This window comes from Croceitalea marina, from assembly GCF_042684265.1.
In the GTDB taxonomy this organism is placed as follows: Bacteria; Bacteroidota; Bacteroidia; order Flavobacteriales; family Flavobacteriaceae; genus Croceitalea; species Croceitalea marina.
Genome location: NZ_JBHULB010000082.1, coordinates 173,674 through 198,880, shown reverse-complemented (window position 1 = coordinate 198,880; position 25,207 = coordinate 173,674). Strand labels below are relative to the sequence as shown.

Sequence of the window (25,207 nt, the reverse complement as noted above, 5' to 3'; positions counted from 1 at the left end):
TGGATATTTTTCTTTTTGTTGATTGTCTTATTTATAGCCTTCATGATAAAGCAATAAGAATTATGGTAAAGTTGAAAAATCTAAAATTACTTTTTAAGCGTATACTTTTTAGTAGAAAATTAAGTTTAGCATAGTTGTTGTAAGTTAACTAGGTATGAAAAAGTTATTCTTTCTGTTTTTGTTGCTTCCCGTGCTAGCCTTGTCACAGAACCAGATTTCAGTAGATGTTCATGAGGTGCCTTCTTCTAAAGGAAAAATCAGTGTTGCCGTTTATAATACCAAAGAAGGATTTTTAAAGTTTGACAAAGTTTTTAAATGCGATAGTATTTTAGCTCAAAAAGGAATTACACATATCTCGATAAAAGACTTGCCAGAAGGCGAGTATGCCTTGGCTATTTTTCATGATGAAAACGGAAACGACAAGTTAGATACCAATTGGTTGGGCATTCCTAAAGAAAAAGTTGCCTTCTCTAATGCCAAAATGAAGACTTTTGGCCCCCCGGCATTTAAAGAGTGTGCTTTTAGAGTTGACAAAGACACACAAATCGCTATTTCATTTTAAAGATTTCTTTCACCACTTCTTTCTTTATAAAAAGTTAAAATACAGGCTATTAGAAATAATAGTTAGAATTCTTCGTTTTTAAATAAGGACACTCACAGAACCATTTTCACCAAAGCCAAAACCAAAATGAAAATTAGATTGTTCTTACTGTGTCTTTTCGCTTCCTGTTTTACTTTAACATCTCAAGAGACCGTAGATATTGATGGTCGCCTTCAACCGCTACTCAATGATTTTTTTCGATACTGCGATACCTACGGTATTGAATATCATGATAAATTATTTCAATTAAAAAATATTGATATTACGAATAATCTGCCGGTTGAAGAGGGAAATACCGTTATGGGTATGGTTACTAGAGATAAAAATGGCGCAATAGAGAATATACTGATCAATTGGGTCGCTTTAGTGGATCCAGAAATAACCAAAGTAGTGGCCTTTCATGAGTTTGCGCACCACTTCTTAGACTATAAACACACCTGCCCTGATTGTGATGAGATTATGGCAGTGAACAATTCGAGCTATTTTAATGTTGTTCGAGATTGGGATAGTCAGGTTAAAAAACTTTTTATTACCTCACCAGTATATATAGCTAAACAGGCAAAAGTATCCTTTGTGGAACCTCAAGATTCAGAATACTAAAAAAGGCCTACTTTTAAAGCACGCCTTTTAATTTACTTTGGAAATCTATTTGTTATCTTAAATACATATTGCCATTTATAGTATTTAGTTTCAATCTGTTTTTGGCGCCGGAATCTTCGCTCCAAACCTTTCGGCCAACATGTTTATCTTGACTCACTATGTCTAACGCTTCGTTAGCATAAATATCTCCATGTATCGTTTCTGCGACAAAACTGGTGCTCGTTATCTTTAAATCTATTTCACCGTTAATAGTGCTTAAATTCAATGCCCCAGAGTACTTTTTAATATCAATGTTACCATTGATGAGTTCTGCGGTAAAATTGCCTTCAATCAGGTCTGATTTTAAGTCTCCATTAATACTACTAATTTTAAATTTAGCATTCTTGGGTACATACAGGGTGTATTTAAATTCGGTTAAATCGCCAGTATTATAGCAGTTTCTTTTTTTGCTAGGATTTTTTTCCAAACAGTCTTTGCGATATGCCTTAAAAACCCCTTCTGCCTCTGAGGTGATGGCAATGATGTCATTGTTTTCTTCAACGTTTAATCGATAAAAATCTTGAAACTGAGAATCTTCGGTATAGATACTTGCTTTAAAATATACCGTGGTTTTGTCCCAAGTTTTTACATCAATATTCTCAGCGAACTTCACATCTAAATAAATAGATTGATTTTCATATGGGATGTTTTTCTCAATTATTTTTTGAGCAAAGACGGTTGTAACAGATAATAGGCCATATACTAAAAATGATAATGTTTTCATGATTGTTCGTTTTTTGATTGATATTTTGACCATGCTAAGCATGGGTTATTCTTTTCTTAGATAAATGGTGCCGTTGGTAGATTTTAATTTGATATTTACACCGCCACCATTAATTGCTCCCTTTACATTTTTACCAGAGACAGATTTTAGTCCGTCTTTATCGGGTCTTTTTAAGTCAAAATTGGTGTAGATGTCCCCATTCCATGAACTAAGTTCTAAATCTGCCGAGGTGCTCTCTGGTAGCGTTACATCTATTTCGCCATTAGTAGTGCGAATTACAATAGGTGCATCTTGGCTAACTTTATCAAACCCTACCTGTATGCCTTGGTTTAAAGAATACGCCGTTACCGGGCCTGAAAGGTTTTTCATTTTTAATCCGCCATTTAGATTGGCATTGGCTTCTACCTCACCGGAAAAACCTTCAATATAGATATCTCCGTTCCATGAATTGGTAACAGAAAGATTTTGGGTTTTGGGCAGAAAGATTTCTGCTCTTTCAGACCTTCTAAGATTTTTAACTAACATAGTATTACCATCTTGTACTACATAAAAACCTACATCGGTGTTGTCTGTGCCTCCAGCGCCTACTAATTTTAATCCCTTGGCTTTTTCAGACCTTTTTTTCATTCCAGAAACTTTGATTAAGAGTTCCTTCTTGTCGTGTGTCTTAACGCTTACTCCAGATTTTGTTTCAATTTTAACCCATTCTACTCCACTCAAAGATTTGGTGTAGTCTGTTTGTGCATTTGCACTTAGTACAAATAAGCACGTAAATAAAATAGTAGTGATTAATTTCATGATTTTCGTTTTTTGATGCTTCGACTTCGCTCAGCAAAGGTTATTATATAATTTCTGATAATATTTGATTTATCTCTTCTTTAATAAAAGGTTGGGTGTCTTCTTGTTCTAATAATTTCTGCATAGATTTTACCGCTTTCTTTTCTTGTGTTTTCACTAAATTTTGAATAATCGCAATTTGAACACTAGGGTCTTTTTCTGTCTCTAGAGCTTCTATAAACGCGAGTTTTACTAACTCTGAATTGCTAAATTTTGATAGTGCCTCTGCAGCAATCAAGCGAACATTGGTGTTCTCGTCATTAAGCATTCTATTGGCTAATGCTTTTACAATTGCTTCATCTGGTTTTTCGAACTCTTCAATAAATTGCACCCCTTGAATACGTTTGCTGGCCGATTGGTTTTCCATTAATGAAATCATTGTCGTCTGCTTTAATTCTAAGCTCTCGTTTTCAATAGAAGCCAAATCTTCTTGAGAAGCTTCTGATTGAAAATACCTGCCGCCGACAAAAGCGGCAATTAAAAGGGCAATACTCGCTGCAACTTTTATACTGCTATAAAACCAATTGCCATTTTTATTTTTAGCGTTGTCAATAGCAACTACTTTTACGCCATTCTCTTTTTCATTAGCAAGCATTTTTTGAAAGTTTATACCAAGATTTGGTGATGGTTGCACCATTTTTTCTTCCGTAAACCTTTTAAAAAGCGATTTATACTCTTCAAATTCTTTGGTACATAAAGCACAGGTTTTAAGATGTACTTCAACCGTATTTTTTTGAGTTTTTGACAACATATCATCTATGTAATTCGGCAGTAAATCTATAATATGATCTGTATCCATAACTTATATGCTTTCTAAGTAGATTGTTTTTAATTTTTTCAATGCTCTACTTACTTTAGTTTTAATAGCACCTGGGGTACTATCCATAATTTCCGCTAATTCGTTATACTTTATTTCATGAAATCGATGCATTAACAATACTTCTCTATCAGAACTTTCAAGTTTACCCAATGCCCTTTGTAATTGCGAGTATTCGTCTTGCTTTTCATTCTCATTTTCCGCTAATCGATAACGCACGGTTTCTAAATCATCATGCATTTCTTTGTTTCGTGTGAAATGTGTTTTTAGGCTATTTCTGGCGATTGTAAAAATCCATGATACAAACTTTCCATTTTTATAGGATGAACGATACTTGATTACTTTATAAAAAACATCTTGTGTTAAGTCTTCGCTTAACATTTTATCACCGCACATTTTGTATAAAAAATTAAATATGTGAAGATGATGCCGGTCAAAAAGTACTTTAAGCAAGTCTAAGTTGCCTTTAGCTACTTGAGCCATTAATAGTTCATCTGTTTCTGTTTTCAACAATGGTTGGTTTTGTTGGTGTTTACCTTATATAGTCAGAAAAGTACAAAAGGTTACATCATCAGATAAAAAAAATAAATTTTAGCTATTGAAAAAACTAGAAACTTGTTATTAGGAGCAACCACAGGAATCATTACCACAGGCCTTTGAAGATTTTTTGGTTGAGGCGAACAATGATTTTGGTAAAATAAATTTTTTGACCAAGTAACCAATCGCGGTAAGTAAAATAACATATGCCAAAATTTCTTGCATGGTCTCTTATTTTAGAATTTGATAGGCGGCCAATGCTACAATATACGCAAATACACTCATAAAAATAAGTTGATACAGCGGCCATTTCCAACTATTGGTCTCACGTTTTACTATGGCTAAAGTACTCATGCACTGCATGGCAAAAGCATAAAAAAGCATTAACGATATGCCCGATGCCAAATTGAAAAGCGGTTTGGTGCCTGCACTATTCAATTCAGCGGCCATTCTGCTTTTTATGGTTTCTTCTTCATCGTTACCTACACTATATATGGTGGCCAAAGTGCCTACAAATACTTCCCTTGCCGCGAAAGAGGTTAAAACGGCGATTCCTATTTTCCAGTCATAACCCAAAGGCTTAACTATAGGTTCAATGGCCTTTCCGGCATAGCCAATATAAGAATGCTCTAATTTATAGCTGGCAATCTCTTGGGCTACAGCTCTATTCTTTGCATCTGGATACGTGTCTAGATTATTGGCGATATAATTTTGACTATAACTATTAAGGCCTTCAAGTTTGATACGTTCTTTAACAATACTTTCCGCATTTTTAAATTCATCAGAAAAACCATTAGATCCCAAAAACCAAAGAATAATGGAAATGGCAAGTATAATTTTACCTGCGCCAAAAACAAAACTCTTCGTTTTTTCGACTACCGTATAAAATACGTTTTTGAATAATGGAAGACGATAGGTTGGCATCTCAACCATAAACATAGACCTGCTTTTGATTTTTAAAATTTTATTCAATACCATTGCCGACAAAATAGCCATTCCGAAACCTAGAATGTACAATAGCATAAGGGTCAATGCCTGATAACTCAACCCAAGAAAATATCCTTTAGGAATTACTAAAGAGATTAAAATGAGGTAAACGGGTAATCTAGCCGAACAAGTAGTAAAGGGTACTACCAGTATAGTAATTAATCGTTCTTTCCAGTTCTCAATAGTTCGTGTTGCCATTACGGCCGGTATGGCGCATGCGGTACCTGAAATCAACGGAACAACACTTTTGCCACTTAAGCCGAAGGGTCGCATTAGTTTGTCCATTAAAAAGACGACACGACTCATATATCCAGATTCTTCTAACAAAGCGATAAAAAGGAATAGAAAAGCAATCTGGGGTATAAATACAAGTATACCAGCTATACCTGCAAAAATTCCTTCTGCCAATAAATTTGTTAGTATTCCTGGGGGAAGGCTAGTCTTGATCCATTCGCCCGCCATTGCCATTTTTTCATCGATAAAATCTGATGGATAACCGCTCCAATCAAATATTGCTTGAAATATTAAAAACAGAATTGCCAAGAATATTAGATATCCAAAAATTCTATGGGTCAAAACCTTATCTAAAGATGCCCTAAGTCCTTTCGCGGCTTGCATATCTACTTTGTAAGTTTCTTTTAGAATACCATTTATAAATTGGTAGCGTAATACGGTTTCTCTGTGTTGAAGCTTTTTTAATTCTGTTTTAGATTTTGTAGAAAAAGCAGTGGCATCTTCGATTCTTTTTTTCTCCAACGGCATAAAGTTTACGTCTTGCGTAATCACTAACCATAATTTATATAAGTCTTCTTTGGGGAAAGTATTTTTCAACCGCTCAAAATAATCTGGAGCTATAACCGTCGTATCTATATTAGGTTTTTCAGATAGCTGTCTATAGTTGGTGATGAGTTCTTTAATGCGTTCGATACCTTCACCTTTTCGAGTACTTACCAAGGCGATTTTGGTATCCAGTTTTTGTTCAAGTAACTCAATATCCAAAGAGATTCCTTTTCGAGACATTCTGTCCGACATATTAATAACCAATATGGAAGGAATTTTTAGGTCTTTTATTTGCGTAAAAAGAAGAAGGTTGCGTTTTAGGTTTTCTACATCAGTAATAACTACAGCAACATCAGGATAATCTTTATCATTCTTGTTGAGCAGTAGTTCTACCACAACACTCTCATCGAGAGAGGTAGTGTTAAGACTATAGGTGCCTGGTAAATCTAAGATGTGAGCTTTAATACCTCTTTCTAGTTTGCAGATTCCTTGTTTCTTCTCTACCGTGATGCCGGGGTAATTACCAACCTTTTGGTTAAGACCGGTAAGTTGATTAAAGACAGAGGTTTTTCCAGTATTGGGGTTGCCGATTAAGGCAACATTAATGTTTTTACTCATAGAGCAGGGGTGTCTACAATATCGAGTTCTATTTGCGATGCCAAAGCACGTCTTATGGCAATATGCGAACCGTTTACATTAATATAAATGGGATCTTTTAAAGGTGCTACCTGAACCAGTTCAACACTATTACCGGGCAAACAACCCAATTCTAATAGTTTTATGGGAAGAATACTACCAGAAAATTCCTTTATTATCCCTTTCTGCCCATGTTTAAGTTCTGCAACCGTAGCCACTTATGTTTATTTAGATTGATTATAATTAACAAAAGTATGAAATAATAGGTGGAATCTCAGTTTTGAAATAAAAATTATCGGGGACATCATTTTTAAGTTTTAGTAAGGATCAAAAGACCTACATAATTTAGTTGTTCACAACAAAATTTAGTCTAAGTGAAATCTAATATTGATTTTCGCCCTTCGACCAAACCAAGCTTAAATGAGAGGTGTTCTTTTAGCCCTAACAATCTTTTCGATCACTGCAAATTGCGATGCTCAAAAGGTGACCAGTTTTTATGAAAAACTGCATCAATTCAGTTATCCTGAAAATCCTTTGCCCGTTTCTTGTCAAGTTTATGGGGTATCTGCAGAAGTTTCGAATAAGTCCATAGTTACAATAGACTATAGAGGTGATAGGCTAAATCTTCATGATTTAAAAGTGTTATGGGGGGGATTTAATCCAAATAATGGTGCCCTCATACCAAAATTACGTACGTTTAAAAAGTATGGAAAAAGTAAACTGCCCTTTGAAAACGGATTTCTTCTTTCAATTACTATGGACGATGTTGAGGTATACCACAAATACACTGGCGCAGATAATACATATGAGCTAATTGCTGCTTACGAGTATAAACTTTCTGTGAAGCATAAAGACCAAATAGTAGTAAGTGACACCGTAAAGTATGCGGATGTACTAGATACTTTTGTGTCTGAACTACCTGAAGAAGATATACACATAATAGCTACAAATAAAGCAAGAAATCTGGCAGTTAACTTAAATGAAATCATCTTAAAAAACTCGGTAAGCACCTTTCAAAGGTTTGCAAAAAACAATGTTGATCTTGTTTTTGAAAAAGACTACATCAAGTTTTACGGCATTACAAAGCATAAAAAACTGAGCTCAGGCGAAAAATTAAAATTACTCAATGAGCGATTACATAATATAAAAAAACTCGATCAAGATAGAACCAATCGTGATGCCTTTACGAATGAATTGGACGACCTTATAACTTCATTCGAAGAATTAAAGCAGTCTAACGATTACAATAATAATAGATCATTTGTGTTATATGTAAGTTCGAATTTGGCCAGTCTTTATGCCTTAAAAGAATATTTTGGCTTGGCCGAAAAACACTATAAAGAAGCAGAACAACAAGTTGAACGAGAGCGCTTTCGCGGAATTCTAAAGGATGAAATGCTAAAAATGATCAGACGTAAAAAGAATAAATCAAAAATGTTCGATACCGATGGTAATTTTAAACAAGAGCTTAGTACAGAATATCTAAATTATTATACCACCAAAATTAAAATTATTAATTAATTATTACCCCCAAAATGAATTTAAGAAAACCTTTACCATTAGCACTTTTACTTGTTGGAAGTTTGTCTTTATCGGCACAATCGTTGAAAAACGATATGGTCGATATTGCCGTACCCAACTACCCTGAAAACGTAAAACCAAAAGACATTACCACCTATATGGGCGCATTTGCCCAGACTGAAGGTGCCGTATTACCATTTACTGAAACTGAATTTCAGAATGCCCTTAATTTTCAAGATTTTGAAAAGGTCTCCGGCGAGACTTCTGTGCCAAATTTAATGGTTATGATGAATGGTATTTCAGAAAAAGACCTTGATGTTACCTTTTCGAGAAGTAAGGCCAAAGAGACCTGGTCAGTAAGCATATTACCAAAAGAATCAGCTGCTTTGGGCACTTTGATTATGGTAAAAGGAGAAGGTGTACATTACCATTCTTATCCAGTTTTGGCAAGTAAAGATGATAATGATAAGCCTGTCGCAGAAGTTTTTGATTTTACCTTCAAGGAACAAGACAAATACTTGACCTTATTAAGCGAAGATCAAGCTAAAGCAAGTCCGTATTTAGTTCAAGAATACCTTAAAAAGAGATTAGGAGATACCTATTTAACAAGGGTTATTTTGCCTGATTTGTATGATAAATATGATTTAAGGGTCAATTTAAAAAGCGAGAAGTTTTACTATATAAAAGATAAGAAGACTGCCGGTCTAGAAGATGAGACCAGAAAAATGGTTGCAGATTTAGGCTCTTTAGTTTCAAGTGCCGAAACCTTAGATGATTTAAGAAATAATAAGGGCCAATTTCAGCCCTTTGTAGACTTTTGGAATGCAAAATTGGCCAACTATGATTTGTCTGATAAAACAGAAAAGAAAGTAGCTTGGGGCCTTTTGATGAACTTATACAAGGTTTCGTTGTTTACTGAAGATTTTGATAACGCTCAAAAGTACCTTGATAAGGTTATCGCCTGCGACCATAAAAAATGGGCTACCAATTCTGCGAAATCCCTTTTAAAAAGAACCAAGGAAAGCTTTAACCAGCAGTACAATGGAGCTACTTCAAACCGTAAATATGCACCTGCGTATGAGGTTGATAGTAAGATGAAAAATGTAAACAATAAAATGGCCGCTAAGAATAATAATATCAATAAGGCTGATGGATATGTAATAACTACCGAGGGCGAAAAATTTGAAGGTAAAATATCTATACGATTTTCAGATGAAGAGCCATCTGCGGGCACTATGATCGATTTAGATGGTGACACTAAAGCCAAACGCGCAGTGGTTACCTATATTAACGAAAAAGGAAAATCAAAGAATAAGGTATTCAAATGTAAAGGGGTTAAAGAAATAGTTGTAGATGATAAGGTATTTGAGCCTGTTAATCCGAAAACTAGTTTGGTCAAGGTTAGTGATAATGCTTTATCTGGGTTTAACCTGAATAATACAGTTTTTATGCAACGTCTTTTTCAGTCTGAAAAAGTTGGTTTGTATAAGGATTTAACCGTATCGGAAGATTACTTTTTTACGTTACCTGGAGTTAAAAAAGCAGAGAAAGCTAGTGCAGAATTTTTTGCGAGCTGTAACGATTTAGCAACAAAAATTGGGAATGGTGAATTTGAAAACACGGCTGAAGGGCAACTAAAGATTGCCAAAGCGTATATCTCTGATTGCAATAACTAGCAGTTAACCATAAAATAAGCATAACCGCTTTTCCTATGCACAGGAAAGCGGTTTTTTGGTTTTTAAGAGCTAGCTTTTAATATGATTTTTTTAAAATCTCAATATCACCAAGTAGTTTAGCTACTTCTTCAGAACTCGTACCATCATAAGTGCCTCGTATTCTACCTTCTTTATCAATTAAGATAAAGTTTTCGGTATGTATCATATCATACTCACCGCCGTCACCATCATTTAATACGGCGAAATACGATTTTCTGGCTAGTTCATAGATTTTCTTTTTATCACCGGTAACCAAGTTCCATTTGGTATCTATCACCCCTTTTTCTAGGGCATATTTTTTAAGTTGAGGTACTGAGTCGATTTTTGGGGTGACAGAGTGCGAAAGTAGTAGAATATCATCGTCATCTAATGTATTGCGCTGTATTGCGCCCATGTTCTTTGTCATAATAGGGCAAATACTAGGGCAAGTCGTAAAGAAGAAATCGGCTACATAGATTTTTCCTTCATAATCTTTTTGGGTTATGGTATCGCCGTTCTGGTTTATTAGTTCAAAATCGGCAATGGTGTGGTATTTTTTCTTGTAGTGCAAGCTGCTGTCGACCAATTCAGGATTTATCATTGAAGGTTGATAAATCGGCAGGCGCTCTTTAGGTTTTAACGCGTTGTAAATGAGGTAAATAATTACAATAGATAAGAGCGATAATACGATTCCGAAGAACTTGTATTTAGCAAAGAATTTTCGCATAGAGTGCAAAAGTACGGCTGAAAAGTACCTTTTTCAAGTAAAATAAACCTCATTTGCTCCCAAAAAACTCTTAAATACGTCTAATAGCATAGGTAATCCTTTTCAAACATTTGCTAAAAGTTTACTTTTGTCAGCCTAGATAAAAACAAAACTTGCCGATGGGACTTTTTACGCAGATTGTGATGTTCGTTTTGATTATTTCCATACTCGTTATTTTACATGAGTTAGGTCACTTTATTCCCGCTAAATATTTTAAGACCAAAGTTGAAAAGTTCTACCTCTTTTTTGATGTAAAGTTTTCGCTTTTAAAGAAAAAGATAGGAGAAACAGAGTATGGTATTGGGTGGTTGCCACTAGGGGGCTATGTTAAAATAGCCGGTATGATAGACGAAAGTATGGACACCGACCAAATGAAGGAAGAGCCTAAGCCATGGGAGTTTCGCAGCAAGCCAGCTTGGCAGCGCCTTATTATAATGCTTGGTGGGGTTATCGTAAATTTTTTATTGGCTTGGTTGATTTATACGTTCTTGCTTTTTAATAATGGAGACACATATATTCCTTCCGATAGTTTAAAATACGGTATAGTTGTAGATTCCATTGGTGAAAAATTAGGTTTACGTACGGGGGATAAAATTCTTAAAGTAGATGGTAAAAAAGCCACTCGTTTTAACGATGCTATTTTAGATATTATTCTTGGTGATGATATTACGGTAGATAGAGAGGGACAAGAAATAACTTTTCCAATTACGGACGAAGGCAAAAAAGAAGTTTTTCAGACTCAAGGACGCAATTTTATGGCATATCGTTCCAAGGCTGTTATTGCCTTAGTAGCTGATTCTTCGGTAGCAAAAAAAGCCGGTATTATGGCTGGTGATGAAATTATTTCGGTCGATGGTAAAAGTGTTGTTTTTTGGGACGAGTTTAGAAATACGATAGGTAACTCTGCAAATGAAAATCTTGATATTTCGGTGCGCAGAGACGGTCGCGTTGAAAACTTGAATTTAACGGTGCCCAATGAAGGTGCAATTGGCATTCAGTTAGATATCCAAGATTTGCGTAAAACGGATACTTATGATTTTTTCGGCGCAATACCGGCAGGGTTTACGAGAACTATTAAAGTATTAACAGATCAAATACGCCAATTCAAAGTAATTTTCAACTCTAAAACAGAAGCATATAAACAAGTAAAAGGACCTATAGGTATTGTTGAAATGATGCCAAAATCTTGGGATTGGACTTTCTTCTGGTCTTTTATGGCTATGTTTTCCGTTTGGTTGGCCTTTTTGAATATCTTACCGATACCGGCTTTAGACGGCGGGCATGTAATGTTCTTGCTTTATGAAATGATTAGTGGAAGACCTCCGAGCGAAAAAGTTTTAGAGAAAGGCCAGATTATAGGTTTTGTGATTTTAATGGGATTAATGGTCGTTATTTTTGGTAATGATATCTGGAATATTATAAAACGATTTTTTTAATTAAAAACCTGCAATAATTGTTTGTGGTGTTTTAAAGAAAAAATTATATTTGCACCCGCTTAAGGTGAAATATTCCTCCTTAGCTCATCCCGATAGCTATCGGGAGGTTAGAGCGGAAAGTTCTTTTAAAACTTGAAATGAGTTCTATTTATGTTTTATTTTCAGAAAAGCTTGGGAAATATTACATAGGAGAAACGGTCGATGTAAAATCAAGATTGATTCAACATAACACAGGTTATTTTGATAAATCTTTTACTTCAGTTGCAAACCACTGGTCACTTTTTATAGTTTTCGAATGTGAATCAAGAAAACAGGCCAGACAAATAGAAACTCACATTAAGAATATGAAGAGTAAAGAGTATATCGAGAACTTAAAAAAGTATCCCGAGATAATTTTAAAGCTCAAAGAAAAATATAAATAGTAATATTCCTCCTTAGCTCAGTTGGTTAGAGCATCTGACTGTTAATCAGAGGGTCCTTGGTTCGAGCCCAAGAGGGGGAGCTAGCATTAGCAAGGCTTCAGAGAGTTTACACTCCTGAAGCCTTTTTTATTTGCACATAATTTGCACATAAAGTAAATTTTTTTCGAAAAGAATCTGATTTTATATCATTTCGCTACAAATGATATCAATGCAGTCTTAAAATGATAATATAATCATTGTAGCACTGTACAATTTACAAGTATCCCTTGATTTATTCTAATCATTGAAAATCATAAGTTTTGGATAGAATAAGATGATAATTTGCTTTTTTGAGAATCTGAATTGCCTAATTCTACTTTTTCAACTGTTGATAACCCCGATTTTTTCATTAAAAGCACCAATAGGTCAATATATATTTTGATTTCATTTTACACCAAATGAAACCAAATAAAATAAATGATTTGTAACGGTCGTATATTTTGGGGTGTTATGGTTTAATATATTATATATCAGTTATTTGTGCATAACTTTTTCAAATGAGCACCTACCTGTATTCACCTATTTCCATACATTTATCCAGTAACAATATTGAAAGAAAACAAAAGCGCTTTTGTTCATTTCGTAACCCTAAAAAAGGAAAACAATGGACAATTTTTTAATTCTCGAACGGCTAGACCGTTTGGAAAAACTTCTGATAGCGAACAAAAAGGTACTGACCTTTGAGGAAACCTGTGACTATACCGGAATTTCCCGCAGCTATCTGTACAAACTTACCGCGGCGGGCATTATCCCGCACTCCAAACCCAACGGAAAACTGATTTTCTTTGAACGTAAGAAAATTGTCCATTGGCTGCTCCAGAACGAACGGAAATCCGTTCAGGCAATCTAATTCGGCCCATAGAACAATCAATGAGTCAAAGGCATGCCTTTGCCGGTCAATACATTTTTTATGAAAATAATACCATATTTACGAGTAGGCACTTCGTACTATAAACTGGTGCAGGCCCCTACCATCGCAGGACATTTCAACGAAATCTTGGTGCATTGGAACATCGAGACCATTCGCCAGGACCACGGCAAGGATTTTCTGGGTAATGTCCCCAAGTACGATGGTTTTACGTGTATACCCAATCACATCGATTTCAACCAGGAATATAAAATGTTCTATAACACGTATTCTCCCTTGCCGGTAACCCCCAAGGAAGGGGAATGTAAGGCCTCCTTGGACTTTATGAAACATATTTTTGGCAAGCACTATGAATTAGGTTTGGATTACCTACAATTGCTCTATATCAGACCGGTTCAGGTATTACCTATTCTATGTTTAGTCTCGAAGGAACGCTCCACGGGCAAGAGCACCTTTCTAAAATGGATGAAGGCCATATTCGATAACAATATGACCTACTTGACCAACGACAGCTTTAGCAGTCAGTTCAATGCCGACTGGGCGAACAAGCTCCTCATCTGTATAGACGAGGTACTGTTCAACAAGGAGGAACTTACCGAACGCATCAAGTATCTGAGCACGACCAACATCAATAAACTGGAGGCCAAGGGCAAGGACAAACGGGAGGTGGAGTTCTTCGGCAAGTTTATCCTCTGCAGCAACAACGAGGACAGCTTTATAAAGATAGACGGGAACGAGACCCGCTTTTGGGTATTGAAGATACCGGTACTGGAAAAAGAACGGACGGACTTCCTACATGAACTGGTAGCGGAAATACCAGCCCTACTCTACTATTTGAGCCAACGAAAGCTATCGAGCAAACACAGCACACGGATGTGGTTCACCCCGCAGCAGATACGGACAAAGGCACTGAACAAATTGGTACGGAACAACAGGAACAGGGTGGAAAAGGAACTGGCCACGATTCTGCTGGGCGCTATGGAGCAGTTTGAACTGGACGAGATACATCTCTGCCCTTTGGATGCCCTGCAGCTATTGAACAGGACCCGGATAAAGACCGACCTGACACAGCTAAGGCGTTTGTTGAAGCGGGACTGGAAACTGGAAAACAGGGACAATACGCTCAGCTATCAAAAATTGGTAATCTGGCAGGACGCTTCCATGCAGCTATTGGATTCGAAGGGGCGCTATTTTACCGTGATGAAATCCTTTTTGCTCGAAAATTTCGATGAAGCGATGACGGATTGAGCCGAAACCTTTATCTATCGATGCCGAGGCTGTCATCATACTATCATCATTTGCTCATCAAAAAATAAAACGATGACAGATAATGCTTAAAAAAATAGCAAAATGATGAACCGATGAACAAAACGATGAAGGACAAAACCCTATAAATACAAACCCTAAGAAAGGAATTCATCAAATCATCAAAAAAAACACCAAAAGTAATCTGCTCATGAAAAGAAAAAGAACAAATGGACTAACGTGCGAAAGAGCCCGAGCTTTTCCCATCGAAAGGGCGCTGGCAAAACTAGGGCACTTCCCTACAAGGACAACCCACAAAGAAGCTTGGTTCCTGAGCCCGTTCCGCTCAGAAACCCAAGCCTCTTTCAAGGTATGCAAGAAACTCAATAGATGGTACGACCATGGAGCAGGAAAAGGCGGAAATGTTATCGACCTGATATACCAGGTAACAAATGGAACCGTAAAGGAGACGTTGGAATTTATAGCAAATGAGAACAGTCTTTTTTCTTTTCAGCAGCAACCGATTTTAAAGAAGGAAAACCAAGTCGATGACAAAGTGGTTATCGCAAAAGTTAAGACCCTTGGACATCCCGCATTGTTGGGTTATATGAAATCAAGAGCGATCAATATTCGAAACGCAAAGAAATACGTGAAGGAAGTCCATTATACGTTTAAGGGAAAACCGTATTTCGCTATCGGACTGAAGAACGGTTCCGGAGGATGGGAGCTTCGTAACAAGTATCTGAAAAACTGTACTGCGCCCAAAGATGTCACCCATATTCAAACCGGCCACCAAAAACTTACCGTAACGGAGGGGATGTTCGATTTTCTGTCCATCCTAGGCTATAAAGGGGCTATGGAACAAGAATCGGATTTTTTAGTAATGAATTCCACGGTTTTAATCCAAAAAGTGATGTCGGTTTCAAAGGGATATGCAACTCTCGAACTCTATCTGGACAACGATTCCAATGGAAGGTCGGTAACGAAAACATTAATGGAACATAGGGGTGCGAAAGATTTGTCATCAGTTTATAAGGGTTATAAGGACATGAACGAATGGCAATGTGAAAATGTGAAAGATGCTGTCGGGCAGGGAATTCAAGATGTGTTTTTGTTGCCACAAAAACAAACTTGCTTTACTCCCGATGGTCGCAAAGAAGAAATAAAATGAAAAGGACCTATATCAAATTCAGGTGTACCATCTACGAAAAAAAGTTGCTTATAAAAAGAGCGGAACGTGCCGGGATATCCCTATCGGAATATTGCAGGAACACGGCCTTTGGCCGCAATGTCATCGAAAGGCTTTCTGCGGAACAATTGGAATGCTATAAAACCTTGGTGGACTTTAAGAACAGTTTCACCCGCATCGGGAACATGTTCAGGAAACGGAATCCCCGTCTGGAATCTGAAGTCCAAAAATTGGCAAGGGAGATAGGCGAACACCTTAAAAACTTCAGAAAATGATAGGCATGGGAAAGTCCATAGCACATACCGGAGCTTCCATGGTATACGGATGGAACAAGGGGAAGGACGCCGAAGTGGTGCTCAGCCAATATGTGGCAGGGGACAACGCAAAGGAGGTAACAGAGGAATTCAGAATCGCTCAGGAGATGAACGCACGTTGTAAGAAGAACACCCTGAGCTTTGTCCTAAGCCCTACCGTGGAGGACGGCAAAAAACTGGACAATGAAAAACTCCGTGAGCTAACGGAACGCTTCTTAAAGGAAATGCAGCTAAAGGAACGGCAGGCCATTGCGTTCGTACATAGGAACAAGGAACATACCCATGTGCATCTTTATGTGAACCGTATCGATTTTGAAGGCAAGGCCTACAACGACAGTTTTATTGGAAAGAGCAGCCAATTGGCCGCCGAAAACGTGGCCAAGGAAATGGGGCTCACCACGGTTAAGGAGGTACAGATGGAGCAACAATTACAGTCTGTTGCCATACGCAACGAAATACGGAGGATACACGAAAGGATATTAGCCAATGAAAGGCTGAAGACCTTGGATGCCTATATAAAGGCGATGGGCGCGCAGAACGTGGAAGTCTTACCAAGCATTAACAAAGCGAATAAATTACAGGGGTTTCGGTTCGTGTACAAAGGCGAAAATTTCAAGGCGAGCGAGGTAAGCCGCTCTATGTCCGGTGGAAGAATTATAGCGCAACTTTCCCAAAATATGGGCATCACAAAACCATTGGAGGTAGGAAAGTCAGCTGAGCTACTAGGGAAGACTTTGGAAATGAGTACCAATCTAGCCGCTAGTATCGCCAAGAATATCATCAAAAAAACTATTAAAAGGACAATCGATACAGGAATCGGATTCTAAAACAAAGAGCAATGGGATATAAAAAATTGGACGAGGTAATGGAACTGCTTACCGATGAACTGGATGGGTTTAAAATATCTATCAACAGACTGGAACGGTTGACTAAAAATACCGATAACATCAAAATAGAACCGGATACTACTGAAATCGAGAGAATGCTCCTTGAGCACTTAGCGATAGAGAAACAGAATAATTCGAGATTTCAAGAATCTGTTCATTTTGTTGAGGAACTGATTGAAAAATCAAGATTGGTTTCTAAAGTACAGCTATGGCTGCATTATTCGATTTGGTTCGTTACATTGATAATTGTTGGCTATCTAGCTTTTCAGGTTTCCCGAACACCCGAAATTAGGGAACAGGCATTGGCTGAAGGTGAGCAGCAGGTGATTTCAAACCTTAAAGGATATTTTCATAACAATCCAGAGCAGTATCAAGCCTATCTAAAATGGGTTAAGGAAAAAGATAGCGTTCCAAATCAAAAATAGTGTGCGCCCTATTTCGATTTTACTTTACGCTTATCTGCCGGAACACTATAAAATCGAAACAGGATCCGTGCGCAGGTAAGTTATGGTAAGATTTGGGTAATTAATTAAATAGATGACTTTTGATATATTTGGTTATACACTATTGAACTTATTCTAAAAAGGGATAAAAATCATTAAGGAGTATGGGCAGAAAATTCTATAAGAAACCTCATAACTGGCGTTGGCAAAAATTCTATGCACTAAAGAATTCAAAGATTTCTTTGGAGGATGGGATTGAGGAATATGATAGGGAGAAACTAGGTTATGACTATGATGAATATTGGGATTTTTTGCGAGATCCCTTAGCGGACATTAGCCAATATATAGTAGGCACCCATTGTTGTTTGGATTGCTATTACAGTTGGATAGGATTGGCATCCGAAGAGGATATCTGCGAGTACAATTATCATAGGTTATATGAAAATGTATTGAATCCTGGTAATACTGTTCTAAATATTATAACAGGAAATAACCCTGATTTTTTATATGAAGCAAACCTGCAAGAATTAAAGATTTCGGCAATTCCAGGAAATGATATAGAAAAAAAGTTGGAGAACTATATTAGAAGCTTGGACAATCTCCAGTTCTCTATGGATTTTAACGTAAACAGGATAAGAAAAACTATTGGAGATTTTTCAAATATTGAAATCATAAAAAATTCAATCGATTCAGAGCATAGTGACTTCATTACAAAATGGGCATGCATATTATCACCTTTTTGGCTAAGAAGTCCAAAAACATGGAATAAAGCTAGTGGCATACATATTTTAAACCATTTATTCACTTTATATGAAACACCAAACGTTCTTTTACAACAATGGTTTATAAGCAGGAGATATGATAGACAGCCAATGCCTTTTAAATGGATATGTTGGTATATTATCATAGGACAAGGGGGTAGTCTAAAAAAAGCTGCTAAGTTTTTCAAGTGGAATATTCCAAATAAGTTTCAACACTACTTAATGAAAGCCCCTGATACCATATATCCAATGGAGGCCAATATTTATGCAGAAATACATAGATTGGGTGGTAACCATCAAGATTTTGTTCGCGTAATGTATAATCAAGTTTTAGTGATTGACCCTACGGAGAAAAACTATGACGAATCATTTTTAAAGTTTTGGAAAGATACTGTTTCATGGCTGATTAAGCATAGAGGTGCTTTAAGTGATGATGAAAGTAGTATGGTTGCTGCTTGGGCAATTCACAGATATACAGAGAGTAATCGTGATGAAAATATTGCCGATTTCAGCTGGAAAGGGAGGGCAGTGGTCAATGTACTTGCTCAGAGTTTGGAATATGTCACGAGTGTAACCATGGTATCTTGGATAGGATACGAATGGGAAAAGCATGATTGGGACTGGAGTTTAAAGGACGAGAATGAAAATAAATGGGATTTTACGGAGTTGATCAACGGAGAACAGTTATTTGAAGAGGGTATGTATATGAGTCATTGTGTAGGTTCTTATTCTGGAAGGTGTGCCTCTGGGGCATCAGCAATTTTTTCTTTAAAGAAAAACGACAACCGAATGATTACGATTGAAGTAAACCCAAAATCAAAAATGTTGGTGCAGTCCTTGGGAAAAGGTAATAGAAGGCCATCACCTTCTGAAATTAACATTATTAAGCTTTGGATGAGAACCAAACTTGAAATGTAATCTTCTATTATATTTTCCAACATAAAAGATGACATTGATTAAATTTGGCTATATATCATAAATAACACTATATCAAAGGAATATGAAACGAACATTTATAATATTTTTTGCCTTAGTATTTGCAATCAGTTTTGGAACCGCGCAAGAATTACCTCAAGATAAATTAGAAGAGGTGTTCGGTGAGTATCAATCTAAAATTGAAAGTGCAGCAATATTGAAAGATTGTGGTCATGCACTCGATGGACCAGCATATATAACAAAGCAATTGGAAAACAACTGGTTGGATTTTATGCTATATGTAACTCCAGAAGCACGGGTAAATATTGGTCGTCAAATGTATAATAGATATCTTTTTTTAGGTAAAATAGATAACACCAATAGCTCGTACTCAAAGGTGCAGGAAATTCTAAGTAAACTTATAAAGTTTGCAAATAGTAAAAATGTTTCATACCACTTGAATATCTTAAAATCAGATGATATAAATGCTTTTGCTACTTTGGGAGGCTATCTATATATCACTACGGGCCTAATTAATTTTGTGGAGAGTTATGACGAACTTGCTTTTATCATAGGACATGAGATAGCACATGAAGACAAGCTTCACACGCAACGTAAGATAACCAAACTTACCCTTTCTTCGAATTTGTTGGACATGACCAGAATGGATGGTTTCAAGGAAATTGCCAAGAATATAAATAATACCTTATCTGCACCCTTTGACCAAATTGATGAATATGAATCGGATAGTTATGGCTTTGAAATGGCAAAAAAAGCAGGCTATGATGTAAATAGGTTTGCCGATTTTTTTAAAAAATTAGAGAAATATGAGAAGCAAGATCTTTTAGAAAAATTGACCAGAACACATCCATTTTCTGAGCATCGTAAAAACTGTATTGAGCAGAAAATAAACAACTAACAACAATGGAAGAGCTGTTAATAAAGTTAGATGGTGAACCATTCACGTTCCCCAAAAATGGGAAAATGACTATTGGTAGAATTGGACATGGCGCCGACCTCGAAATAGATGATAAAAAAGTATCCAGACAGCACGGAATTATCGAAAGAGTAGAAGGAGTTTTTTTTATTAAGGATTTAGATAGTTCTAATGGTATTTATTTGAATGGAAATAGAATACCCTCTATGGAACCAGTTCAAATTTCAAATAACGACATTTTCAACATTGCTTCTAAAACTTTGGTTTTTGAATTATCGGATATATCACCTAAAAGCACAAAAGGGGTATTGAAATTTAAAGATAAAATCGTAAAAAAAGGATTTTTGCATATTGGTAGATTGCCAACGAATGATATTGTTTTTGATGATCCGACTGTTACCCGAATACATGCCAAAATCAGCCATGAAAACAATGTTTTTTGGATAGAAGACCTTGGTTCCGTTAATCATACCTATTTGAATGGTAAAAAAATTAAGACCAAGACCAAGCTACGGGACAGTGATATTGTAACAATTTCTTTTTATGCTATTAATCTTCTTGAAGGCACAAAAGACCTTCGTGAAGAATCTATTGCAATAAACGCTGTTGGAATACAAAAAATTTATCCGAATAATAAAATAGGGCTTCAAAGTCTCTCGATAGAAATTCCCCATTCTAATTTTGTGGCTCTAATGGGACCGTCTGGATGTGGAAAATCTACATTATTGAAATGTTTAAATGGAGACAATCCGGCTACAGCAGGTGAGGTATTTATACATGGCTTATCGCTACGAGAAAATTTTAACCTTATAAAAAAGAAAATTGGATATGTACCGCAGGATGACATCATTCACAAGGAACTCACAGTTTATAAAACGCTATTTTATGCAGCTAAACTGAGGCTGCCAGACGATACATCTAACCAAGAAATCGATAAAAGAATCGATAAGGTTATTTCAGATTTGAACCTGAACCAAGATAAAGAGAAAGATATTAGAAACATTAAGGTTAGGGATTTATCAGGCGGACAACGAAAAAGAATATCTATTGCCGTTGAACTATTAACCGAACCAACAATTCTCTTTTTGGACGAACCAACTTCGCCTTTGGATCCTGAGACCATTGAAAGTTTTTTAACAAGTATTAAAAGGTTAGCTTCAAATGGGACCACTATCATTATGGTAACCCACAAACCTGAAGATTTAAACTATGTAGACCAAGTTATTTTTCTTGGAGTACAAGGTCATCTGGTATTTAAAGGACCAGCTGTCGAAATGGTTCCTTCTTTTAAAGTAGATAACATTGTCGAGGTATACAGTGAAATGAGTCATGTTGATAAGGTGAAGGATAGATATATTAAACCAACTGCTTTGGGGTATCACAAGTATGCCGATACCGAAATAAAAAGAGAAAAACCGGACTCTTTGTGGCTCCAATTATATTGGTTGATTTCAAGGTATCTGAATATTAAATTGAACGATAAGGAAAATCTTTTTCTTTTATTGGCACAACCTATTATTATTGGAGGACTTGTGTGTTTGGTTTTTAACCAGTTTAGAGTAAGCGTACTTTTTTTAATGACCATTTCTGCAATTTGGTTTGGAGTAAGTAATGCGGCCAAGGAGATAGTAGGAGAACTTCCCGTTTATCGCAGGGAACGAATGTTCAATTTGAACATCAATATGTATATTTTATCTAAATGGTCAGTACTCTCTTTAATAGCACTGGTACAGTCCATACTTTTTGTAACTATTGTATACTTAAATTTCAAGTACAATACATATGCTGATTTTGATGAGGTATATCTGAGGTCATTTTGGAAAAGTATTGGTTTTATGTTTTTTCTTTCCTTTTCAGGATCATTAATTGGTTTATGGCTTTCGGCATCATTAAATACAACAGAAAAAGTAATGACTGTAGTGCCTATTATTCTTATGCCCCAGATTATGTTAGCTGGAGTCATGACAAAAATCAATACAACACTAGTGGAGATACTTAGTTTTTTTACTTTGGGTAGATGGGGGACGGAAGGATTTTCAAGACTACAGGACGAAGCATCGCCCGTACATCCTGTGAACGTGTCCGAAACTCAAAGTGTAATTGTAGGTCAATTTGAAGAAGCTACTATGTCTGCAATGAACGTATTGAACTTATATGATAAAAACTTGACCAATGAAGGAATTCTTATAGGGGGTGTATTTAATGGATTCGATGAAAATATCATGGCAATTTTGATTTTAAATATGCTCTTTTACATTTTAATCTATTATGCCTTAAAGAAAAAGGATAGTATCTAAAGAATAATATTATGAAAAAGTTATGCTACATTCTTATACTAGTATTGGTAATTACATCATGCAGCCAAAAACCCAAGTTTGTAAGAATAGGCAACGTAGTCGTTGCAGGACTAAAAGACAGTCTGCTTATGGTAAACATGGACTATGTGGTATATAACCCTAATAATGTAAAAAGTAAACTGAAGCAATCCAGTATGGATATTTTCTATAGGGATTCTCTTGTGGGTAAAGGTTTTTTGGATAAACAAATAAGTTTGGCGGCAAATGATACGGTTAAGGTGCCAGTACGTTGCGAAATTACTTTAGAGCGATTACATCAGTACTACCCAGAACTTTTAGAATCGGAATCTTCTATTTTTATGGTAAAGGGAAATAGTAAAGTAAGTTTTCTTTTAAATTCCTTTGTGATTAATGTGGATGATGAGATTCAACTTGATACCAAAGAAATTATCCTAAGGCAAGTAAAGAAAAATATTTCACATACCAATAATTTTAAAATTCGTTCTATAGGAGCCAGTAAACTACCCACTTTTAGTCGGACCGAATTGAATTTAAAGGTTTTAACTAAAAATAATTTGCCATTGGATTATACCATTGAGCGAATGGAACTTCAGTTTTTTATAGACAAGGACAAAGCTTCAATTGCACAATGGACATTGTTCGAACCTCATTTCCAAGGTGCTTTAGATTCTGTAAGTATCCCTATAAATGCAAGTCTAAGCAATATCGGGATTTTAAAAAATGCTAAACTCTCTTGGTTGACACAGAAAAAAGTTAAATTTAATATTTTAGGAAAAGCAGAGATTCAAATTAAAGGATATCAATTTAATGTGCCGATTAAAGACACACTAAGTATAGCCATGTAAAAACCCTTAATAGGGGAGTTTAATGACCGATCAAGAAATAATCAATCAACTTAAAAAAGGAAATGAATCCTGTTTAAAGCATTTGTACCAGCATTTGAACATGGTTAAGAGCCTAGTTTTAAAGAATAGTGGTACAGAGGATGATGCTTTGGATATTTTTCAAGAAGCTATAATTGTATTTTATAAAAATGTAATGTCCGGAGATTATGAACTAAGGGGCAAGATAAGCTCTTATTTATACGAGGTTTCCAGAAGGTTATGGCTCAACCAATTAAATAGAAGAAAAAAGTATGAACGTCACAATGATAGTATATTTTTCTTAGATCGAGCCGAAGATGAGAACAAAGAACATAACCCTACGGCGCTACAGGGATATATAAGAAACGCTTTGGAGAAATTAGGTGATCCTTGTAAATCCCTTCTGGAAGCAGCTATTTTTTTAAGTATGAGAATGGAGGATATTGCTAAAAAATTTAATTACTCTGGTGCGCGTTCGGCAAGCCAACAAAAATTAAGATGTCTAAAAAAGTTAAGGGACAATATTTCTTATGATGACATTATAGCCTTGGGATAGTGTATGCAGGAGGATTTAAAACATATAGAACTAATAGATAAATACCTTAGCGGTACGTTAAGCCAATCTGAAAAAAATCAGGTTGAAAATTTGATGCTTAATGATTCTGATTTTGTAAAAGAAGTAGCTGTCTATAGAAAAATATATGAAGGAATAACACAAAAAGAAGAAGCGGATTTAAAGCAACGTTTAGAGGGTTATTTTAAAGAGTATGAAGAAGACCAAAAAACTGTAGTTGGTCATAGACCTAAAGGGAAGTATCGTAGGTTGTTCGTATATGGTGGAGCTTTAGCAGCATGTTTGGTTATTGGTGGGGCTATTTTATTTTTCAATAAATATGACAGGACAATATCAAACCCTAAACCTAATATTGTAGATGTGGATACTACCACTATAAAAAAGTCCGATTCTATATTTGATTTAAATGAGGAAAAACTAGCCGAAGAAGAGAAACAAGATAAATCAAGAATTGATCAAAGTCGTGATGATAACCTAGTTAATCAAGAAAAAGATAGTATACAACTACCAGGCAATATAGACGATGTGCAGTTGGCACTCGGAGGCTACAAGATACTTCCACAAAACTTAGTAAGGAACTATAATTATTCAAAAACTTTGTCCTATACTTTTTATAACGGCGTTTTTAAATTATATGGAGACCCATTAATAGGGAGGTTGGATTTGCTGTCATTAAAGATTATAAAAAATGAAGAATCTAAATACCTTCTAAGCTTTAAAAATAACTACTATTCAATAGAAGAAACAGAACGTAGAAAACGATTACGGGAGGTTGAAAACGCACAGGATAATAATGGCTTTAATACACTTTTTAATAAGCCCCCAAAATTGACTCCATCACAAGAAGAAATAAGTATAGCCGTTGCCGCTATTGAAAACACTTCAGTGGTTTTGTCGGAATTGGTAGTAAGATTTGAAGATGGAGCGAGTATGGATAAAACATATTTCTTTACTAAAAATAAAGAGAATCTAGAGCTTATTATTAATGATGACTTAAACTTAGAAAAAGTAAGGGTATATAGAATAAAAGAATCTGGACAAAACTATTACTATTTAGTTCAAGAAAATGAGATTTTTGTTTTGGATGAAAAGGCTAGAGAGCCAACGCTTTTAAATATAGTTGATATTACTACTAACAAATTGGCGCGGCTTTTTATAGCGCGGGAGCCTATAAAAACAGTAGTCTACAAAGAAAAATAAATGGATTTCCTTAAAGAATATAAAATCCTCTCACCTGTTCAAAAAGAAGGGCTTTATTGAAGGTTATAAAAATATGAATAGGCTAGATGAGCATTTTTGGACATTCGTTGCTAAATATCCGTATCGAAGATTTAGCGAAAATTAATCATCACAAAAAAATATGGCATCGATCAGAGTTCAAATGAAAGCTGGATATATCATGACGATATCGGGTAGAAATCTTGATATATTTGATTTCTTAGGAAATAAAATGATGG

The 25,207-nt window shown here is 35.8% G+C and carries 25 protein-coding genes and 1 tRNA gene; 19 read left to right on the top strand and 7 right to left on the bottom strand.

Annotated features, from left to right (window positions below; all coding sequences use genetic code 11):
- Window positions 1–154 precede the first annotated feature (154 nt).
- Together ACFSQJ_RS18675 and ACFSQJ_RS18670 are read left to right on the top strand one after the other, a co-directional pair.
- Complete coding sequence (locus ACFSQJ_RS18675; protein WP_377768428.1) at window positions 155–562, top strand: DUF2141 domain-containing protein; 408 nt, start codon at window positions 155–157, stop codon at window positions 560–562.
- Between the two features lie 126 nt (window positions 563–688).
- A complete protein-coding gene (locus ACFSQJ_RS18670) occupies window positions 689–1,201 on the top strand; it encodes a hypothetical protein (RefSeq protein WP_377768426.1) in 513 nt (170 codons plus the stop codon).
- 52 nt (window positions 1,202–1,253) lie between these two features.
- Here the strand turns inward: ACFSQJ_RS18670 and ACFSQJ_RS18665 are convergent, their stop codons facing one another.
- From ACFSQJ_RS18665 to ACFSQJ_RS18640, 6 genes are all read right to left on the bottom strand, one after another.
- A complete protein-coding gene (locus ACFSQJ_RS18665) occupies window positions 1,254–1,964 on the bottom strand; it encodes a hypothetical protein (RefSeq protein WP_377768425.1) in 711 nt (236 codons plus the stop codon).
- Between the two features lie 45 nt (window positions 1,965–2,009).
- Window positions 2,010–2,762, bottom strand: coding sequence for a DUF4097 family beta strand repeat-containing protein (locus ACFSQJ_RS18660; RefSeq protein WP_377768424.1), 753 nt, complete (start codon window positions 2,760–2,762; stop codon window positions 2,010–2,012).
- A 43-nt stretch (window positions 2,763–2,805) separates the two neighbouring features.
- Entirely contained in the window at window positions 2,806–3,600 is a 795-nt protein-coding gene (locus ACFSQJ_RS18655; RefSeq protein ID WP_377768423.1) for a zf-HC2 domain-containing protein, read from the bottom strand.
- A 3-nt stretch (window positions 3,601–3,603) separates the two neighbouring features.
- Window positions 3,604–4,128 (bottom strand): RNA polymerase sigma factor, encoded by a 525-nt coding sequence (locus ACFSQJ_RS18650; RefSeq protein WP_377768422.1) that lies wholly within the window; start codon window positions 4,126–4,128, stop codon window positions 3,604–3,606.
- 258 nt (window positions 4,129–4,386) lie between these two features.
- Window positions 4,387–6,540, bottom strand: a complete 2,154-nt coding sequence (gene feoB, locus ACFSQJ_RS18645; RefSeq protein WP_377768421.1) for a ferrous iron transport protein B — start codon at window positions 6,538–6,540, stop codon at window positions 4,387–4,389.
- The gene (locus tag ACFSQJ_RS18640; RefSeq protein WP_377768420.1) at window positions 6,537–6,776 is read right to left on the bottom strand and encodes a FeoA family protein; all 240 of its coding nucleotides are present in this window, start codon (window positions 6,774–6,776) and stop codon (window positions 6,537–6,539) included. Before ACFSQJ_RS18640 ends, feoB begins: the two co-directional genes overlap by 4 nt.
- Window positions 6,777–6,978: 202 nt before the next feature.
- Between ACFSQJ_RS18640 and ACFSQJ_RS18635 the strand changes: the two genes are divergently transcribed.
- Entirely contained in the window at window positions 6,979–8,079 is a 1,101-nt protein-coding gene (locus ACFSQJ_RS18635; protein WP_377768419.1) for a hypothetical protein, read from the top strand.
- A gap of 14 nt (window positions 8,080–8,093) precedes the next feature.
- Window positions 8,094–9,755 carry a hypothetical protein gene (locus tag ACFSQJ_RS18630; protein ID WP_377768418.1) on the top strand — a complete coding sequence of 554 codons (1,662 nt, stop codon included), beginning with the start codon at window positions 8,094–8,096 and terminating at the stop codon, window positions 9,753–9,755.
- A gap of 76 nt (window positions 9,756–9,831) precedes the next feature.
- On the opposite strand, the gene ACFSQJ_RS18625 is transcribed toward ACFSQJ_RS18630, so the two are convergent.
- Window positions 9,832–10,500 carry an SCO family protein gene (locus ACFSQJ_RS18625; RefSeq protein ID WP_377768417.1) on the bottom strand — a complete coding sequence of 223 codons (669 nt, stop codon included), beginning with the start codon at window positions 10,498–10,500 and terminating at the stop codon, window positions 9,832–9,834.
- 158 nt (window positions 10,501–10,658) lie between these two features.
- Here ACFSQJ_RS18625 and rseP point away from each other — a divergent pair, with 158 nt between their 5' ends.
- The 15 genes from rseP to ACFSQJ_RS18550 all read left to right on the top strand — a co-directional run bounded on the left by rseP (window position 10,659) and on the right by ACFSQJ_RS18550 (window position 24,950).
- Window positions 10,659–11,975 carry an RIP metalloprotease RseP gene (gene rseP, locus ACFSQJ_RS18620; protein WP_377768416.1) on the top strand — a complete coding sequence of 439 codons (1,317 nt, stop codon included), beginning with the start codon at window positions 10,659–10,661 and terminating at the stop codon, window positions 11,973–11,975.
- Window positions 11,976–12,112: 137 nt separating this feature from the next.
- On the top strand, window positions 12,113–12,397 hold the full coding sequence (locus tag ACFSQJ_RS18615) for a GIY-YIG nuclease family protein (RefSeq protein WP_377768415.1): 285 nt from the start codon (window positions 12,113–12,115) through the stop codon (window positions 12,395–12,397).
- A 6-nt stretch (window positions 12,398–12,403) separates the two neighbouring features.
- Window positions 12,404–12,477 (top strand) — tRNA-Asn (locus tag ACFSQJ_RS18610).
- 563 nt (window positions 12,478–13,040) lie between these two features.
- Window positions 13,041–13,286, top strand: coding sequence for a helix-turn-helix transcriptional regulator (locus ACFSQJ_RS18605; RefSeq protein ID WP_377768414.1), 246 nt, complete (start codon window positions 13,041–13,043; stop codon window positions 13,284–13,286).
- A gap of 60 nt (window positions 13,287–13,346) precedes the next feature.
- Window positions 13,347–14,552, top strand: coding sequence for a primase-helicase family protein (locus ACFSQJ_RS18600; protein ID WP_377768413.1), 1,206 nt, complete (start codon window positions 13,347–13,349; stop codon window positions 14,550–14,552).
- Window positions 14,553–14,760: 208 nt separating this feature from the next.
- Window positions 14,761–15,720: a toprim domain-containing protein gene (locus ACFSQJ_RS18595; protein ID WP_377768412.1), complete on the top strand. Its 960-nt coding sequence runs from the start codon at window positions 14,761–14,763 to the stop codon at window positions 15,718–15,720.
- A complete protein-coding gene (gene mbpA, locus ACFSQJ_RS18590; RefSeq protein ID WP_377768410.1) occupies window positions 15,717–16,013 on the top strand; it encodes a mobilization protein MbpA in 297 nt (98 codons plus the stop codon). Before ACFSQJ_RS18595 ends, mbpA begins: the two co-directional genes overlap by 4 nt.
- Entirely contained in the window at window positions 16,010–16,879 is an 870-nt protein-coding gene (locus tag ACFSQJ_RS18585) for a relaxase/mobilization nuclease domain-containing protein (RefSeq protein ID WP_377768408.1), read from the top strand. Before mbpA ends, ACFSQJ_RS18585 begins: the two co-directional genes overlap by 4 nt.
- Before the next feature lie 11 nt (window positions 16,880–16,890).
- Window positions 16,891–17,364 carry a DUF6730 family protein gene (locus ACFSQJ_RS18580; RefSeq protein WP_377768407.1) on the top strand — a complete coding sequence of 158 codons (474 nt, stop codon included), beginning with the start codon at window positions 16,891–16,893 and terminating at the stop codon, window positions 17,362–17,364.
- 182 nt (window positions 17,365–17,546) lie between these two features.
- Entirely contained in the window at window positions 17,547–19,061 is a 1,515-nt protein-coding gene (locus ACFSQJ_RS18575) for a PcfJ domain-containing protein (RefSeq protein WP_377768405.1), read from the top strand.
- Between the two features lie 82 nt (window positions 19,062–19,143).
- Window positions 19,144–19,977 carry a M48 family metallopeptidase gene (locus ACFSQJ_RS18570; RefSeq protein ID WP_377768404.1) on the top strand — a complete coding sequence of 278 codons (834 nt, stop codon included), beginning with the start codon at window positions 19,144–19,146 and terminating at the stop codon, window positions 19,975–19,977.
- A 5-nt stretch (window positions 19,978–19,982) separates the two neighbouring features.
- The gene (locus tag ACFSQJ_RS18565; RefSeq protein ID WP_377768402.1) at window positions 19,983–22,292 is read left to right on the top strand and encodes an FHA domain-containing protein; all 2,310 of its coding nucleotides are present in this window, start codon (window positions 19,983–19,985) and stop codon (window positions 22,290–22,292) included.
- 11 nt (window positions 22,293–22,303) lie between these two features.
- A complete protein-coding gene (locus ACFSQJ_RS18560) occupies window positions 22,304–23,158 on the top strand; it encodes a hypothetical protein (protein ID WP_377768401.1) in 855 nt (284 codons plus the stop codon).
- Between the two features lie 22 nt (window positions 23,159–23,180).
- Window positions 23,181–23,732 carry an RNA polymerase sigma factor gene (locus tag ACFSQJ_RS18555; protein WP_377768400.1) on the top strand — a complete coding sequence of 184 codons (552 nt, stop codon included), beginning with the start codon at window positions 23,181–23,183 and terminating at the stop codon, window positions 23,730–23,732.
- Window positions 23,733–23,735: 3 nt separating this feature from the next.
- On the top strand, window positions 23,736–24,950 hold the full coding sequence (locus tag ACFSQJ_RS18550; protein WP_377768399.1) for a hypothetical protein: 1,215 nt from the start codon (window positions 23,736–23,738) through the stop codon (window positions 24,948–24,950).
- Window positions 24,951–25,207 lie beyond the last annotated feature (257 nt).

Bases quoted from the DNA above. Each gene is read 5' to 3' on its own strand.
- ACFSQJ_RS18675 (WP_377768428.1), top strand. From the start codon at position 155: ATGAAAAAGTTATTCTTTCTGTTTTTGTTGCTTCCCGTGCTAGCCTTG.
- ACFSQJ_RS18670 (WP_377768426.1), top strand. From the start codon at position 689: ATGAAAATTAGATTGTTCTTACTGTGTCTTTTCGCTTCCTGTTTTACT.
- ACFSQJ_RS18665 (WP_377768425.1), bottom strand. From the start codon at position 1,964: ATGAAAACATTATCATTTTTAGTATATGGCCTATTATCTGTTACAACC.
- ACFSQJ_RS18660 (WP_377768424.1), bottom strand. From the start codon at position 2,762: ATGAAATTAATCACTACTATTTTATTTACGTGCTTATTTGTACTAAGT.
- ACFSQJ_RS18655 (WP_377768423.1), bottom strand. From the start codon at position 3,600: ATGGATACAGATCATATTATAGATTTACTGCCGAATTACATAGATGAT.
- feoB (WP_377768421.1), bottom strand. From the start codon at position 6,540: ATGAGTAAAAACATTAATGTTGCCTTAATCGGCAACCCCAATACTGGA.
- ACFSQJ_RS18635 (WP_377768419.1), top strand. From the start codon at position 6,979: ATGAGAGGTGTTCTTTTAGCCCTAACAATCTTTTCGATCACTGCAAAT.
- ACFSQJ_RS18630 (WP_377768418.1), top strand. From the start codon at position 8,094: ATGAATTTAAGAAAACCTTTACCATTAGCACTTTTACTTGTTGGAAGT.
- ACFSQJ_RS18625 (WP_377768417.1), bottom strand. From the start codon at position 10,500: ATGCGAAAATTCTTTGCTAAATACAAGTTCTTCGGAATCGTATTATCG.
- rseP (WP_377768416.1), top strand. From the start codon at position 10,659: ATGGGACTTTTTACGCAGATTGTGATGTTCGTTTTGATTATTTCCATA.
- ACFSQJ_RS18615 (WP_377768415.1), top strand. From the start codon at position 12,113: ATGAGTTCTATTTATGTTTTATTTTCAGAAAAGCTTGGGAAATATTAC.
- ACFSQJ_RS18605 (WP_377768414.1), top strand. From the start codon at position 13,041: ATGGACAATTTTTTAATTCTCGAACGGCTAGACCGTTTGGAAAAACTT.
- ACFSQJ_RS18600 (WP_377768413.1), top strand. From the start codon at position 13,347: ATGAAAATAATACCATATTTACGAGTAGGCACTTCGTACTATAAACTG.
- ACFSQJ_RS18595 (WP_377768412.1), top strand. From the start codon at position 14,761: ATGAAAAGAAAAAGAACAAATGGACTAACGTGCGAAAGAGCCCGAGCT.
- mbpA (WP_377768410.1), top strand. From the start codon at position 15,717: ATGAAAAGGACCTATATCAAATTCAGGTGTACCATCTACGAAAAAAAG.
- ACFSQJ_RS18585 (WP_377768408.1), top strand. From the start codon at position 16,010: ATGATAGGCATGGGAAAGTCCATAGCACATACCGGAGCTTCCATGGTA.
- ACFSQJ_RS18580 (WP_377768407.1), top strand. From the start codon at position 16,891: ATGGGATATAAAAAATTGGACGAGGTAATGGAACTGCTTACCGATGAA.
- ACFSQJ_RS18575 (WP_377768405.1), top strand. From the start codon at position 17,547: ATGGGCAGAAAATTCTATAAGAAACCTCATAACTGGCGTTGGCAAAAA.
- ACFSQJ_RS18570 (WP_377768404.1), top strand. From the start codon at position 19,144: ATGAAACGAACATTTATAATATTTTTTGCCTTAGTATTTGCAATCAGT.
- ACFSQJ_RS18565 (WP_377768402.1), top strand. From the start codon at position 19,983: ATGGAAGAGCTGTTAATAAAGTTAGATGGTGAACCATTCACGTTCCCC.
- ACFSQJ_RS18560 (WP_377768401.1), top strand. From the start codon at position 22,304: ATGAAAAAGTTATGCTACATTCTTATACTAGTATTGGTAATTACATCA.
- ACFSQJ_RS18555 (WP_377768400.1), top strand. From the start codon at position 23,181: ATGACCGATCAAGAAATAATCAATCAACTTAAAAAAGGAAATGAATCC.
- ACFSQJ_RS18550 (WP_377768399.1), top strand. From the start codon at position 23,736: ATGCAGGAGGATTTAAAACATATAGAACTAATAGATAAATACCTTAGC.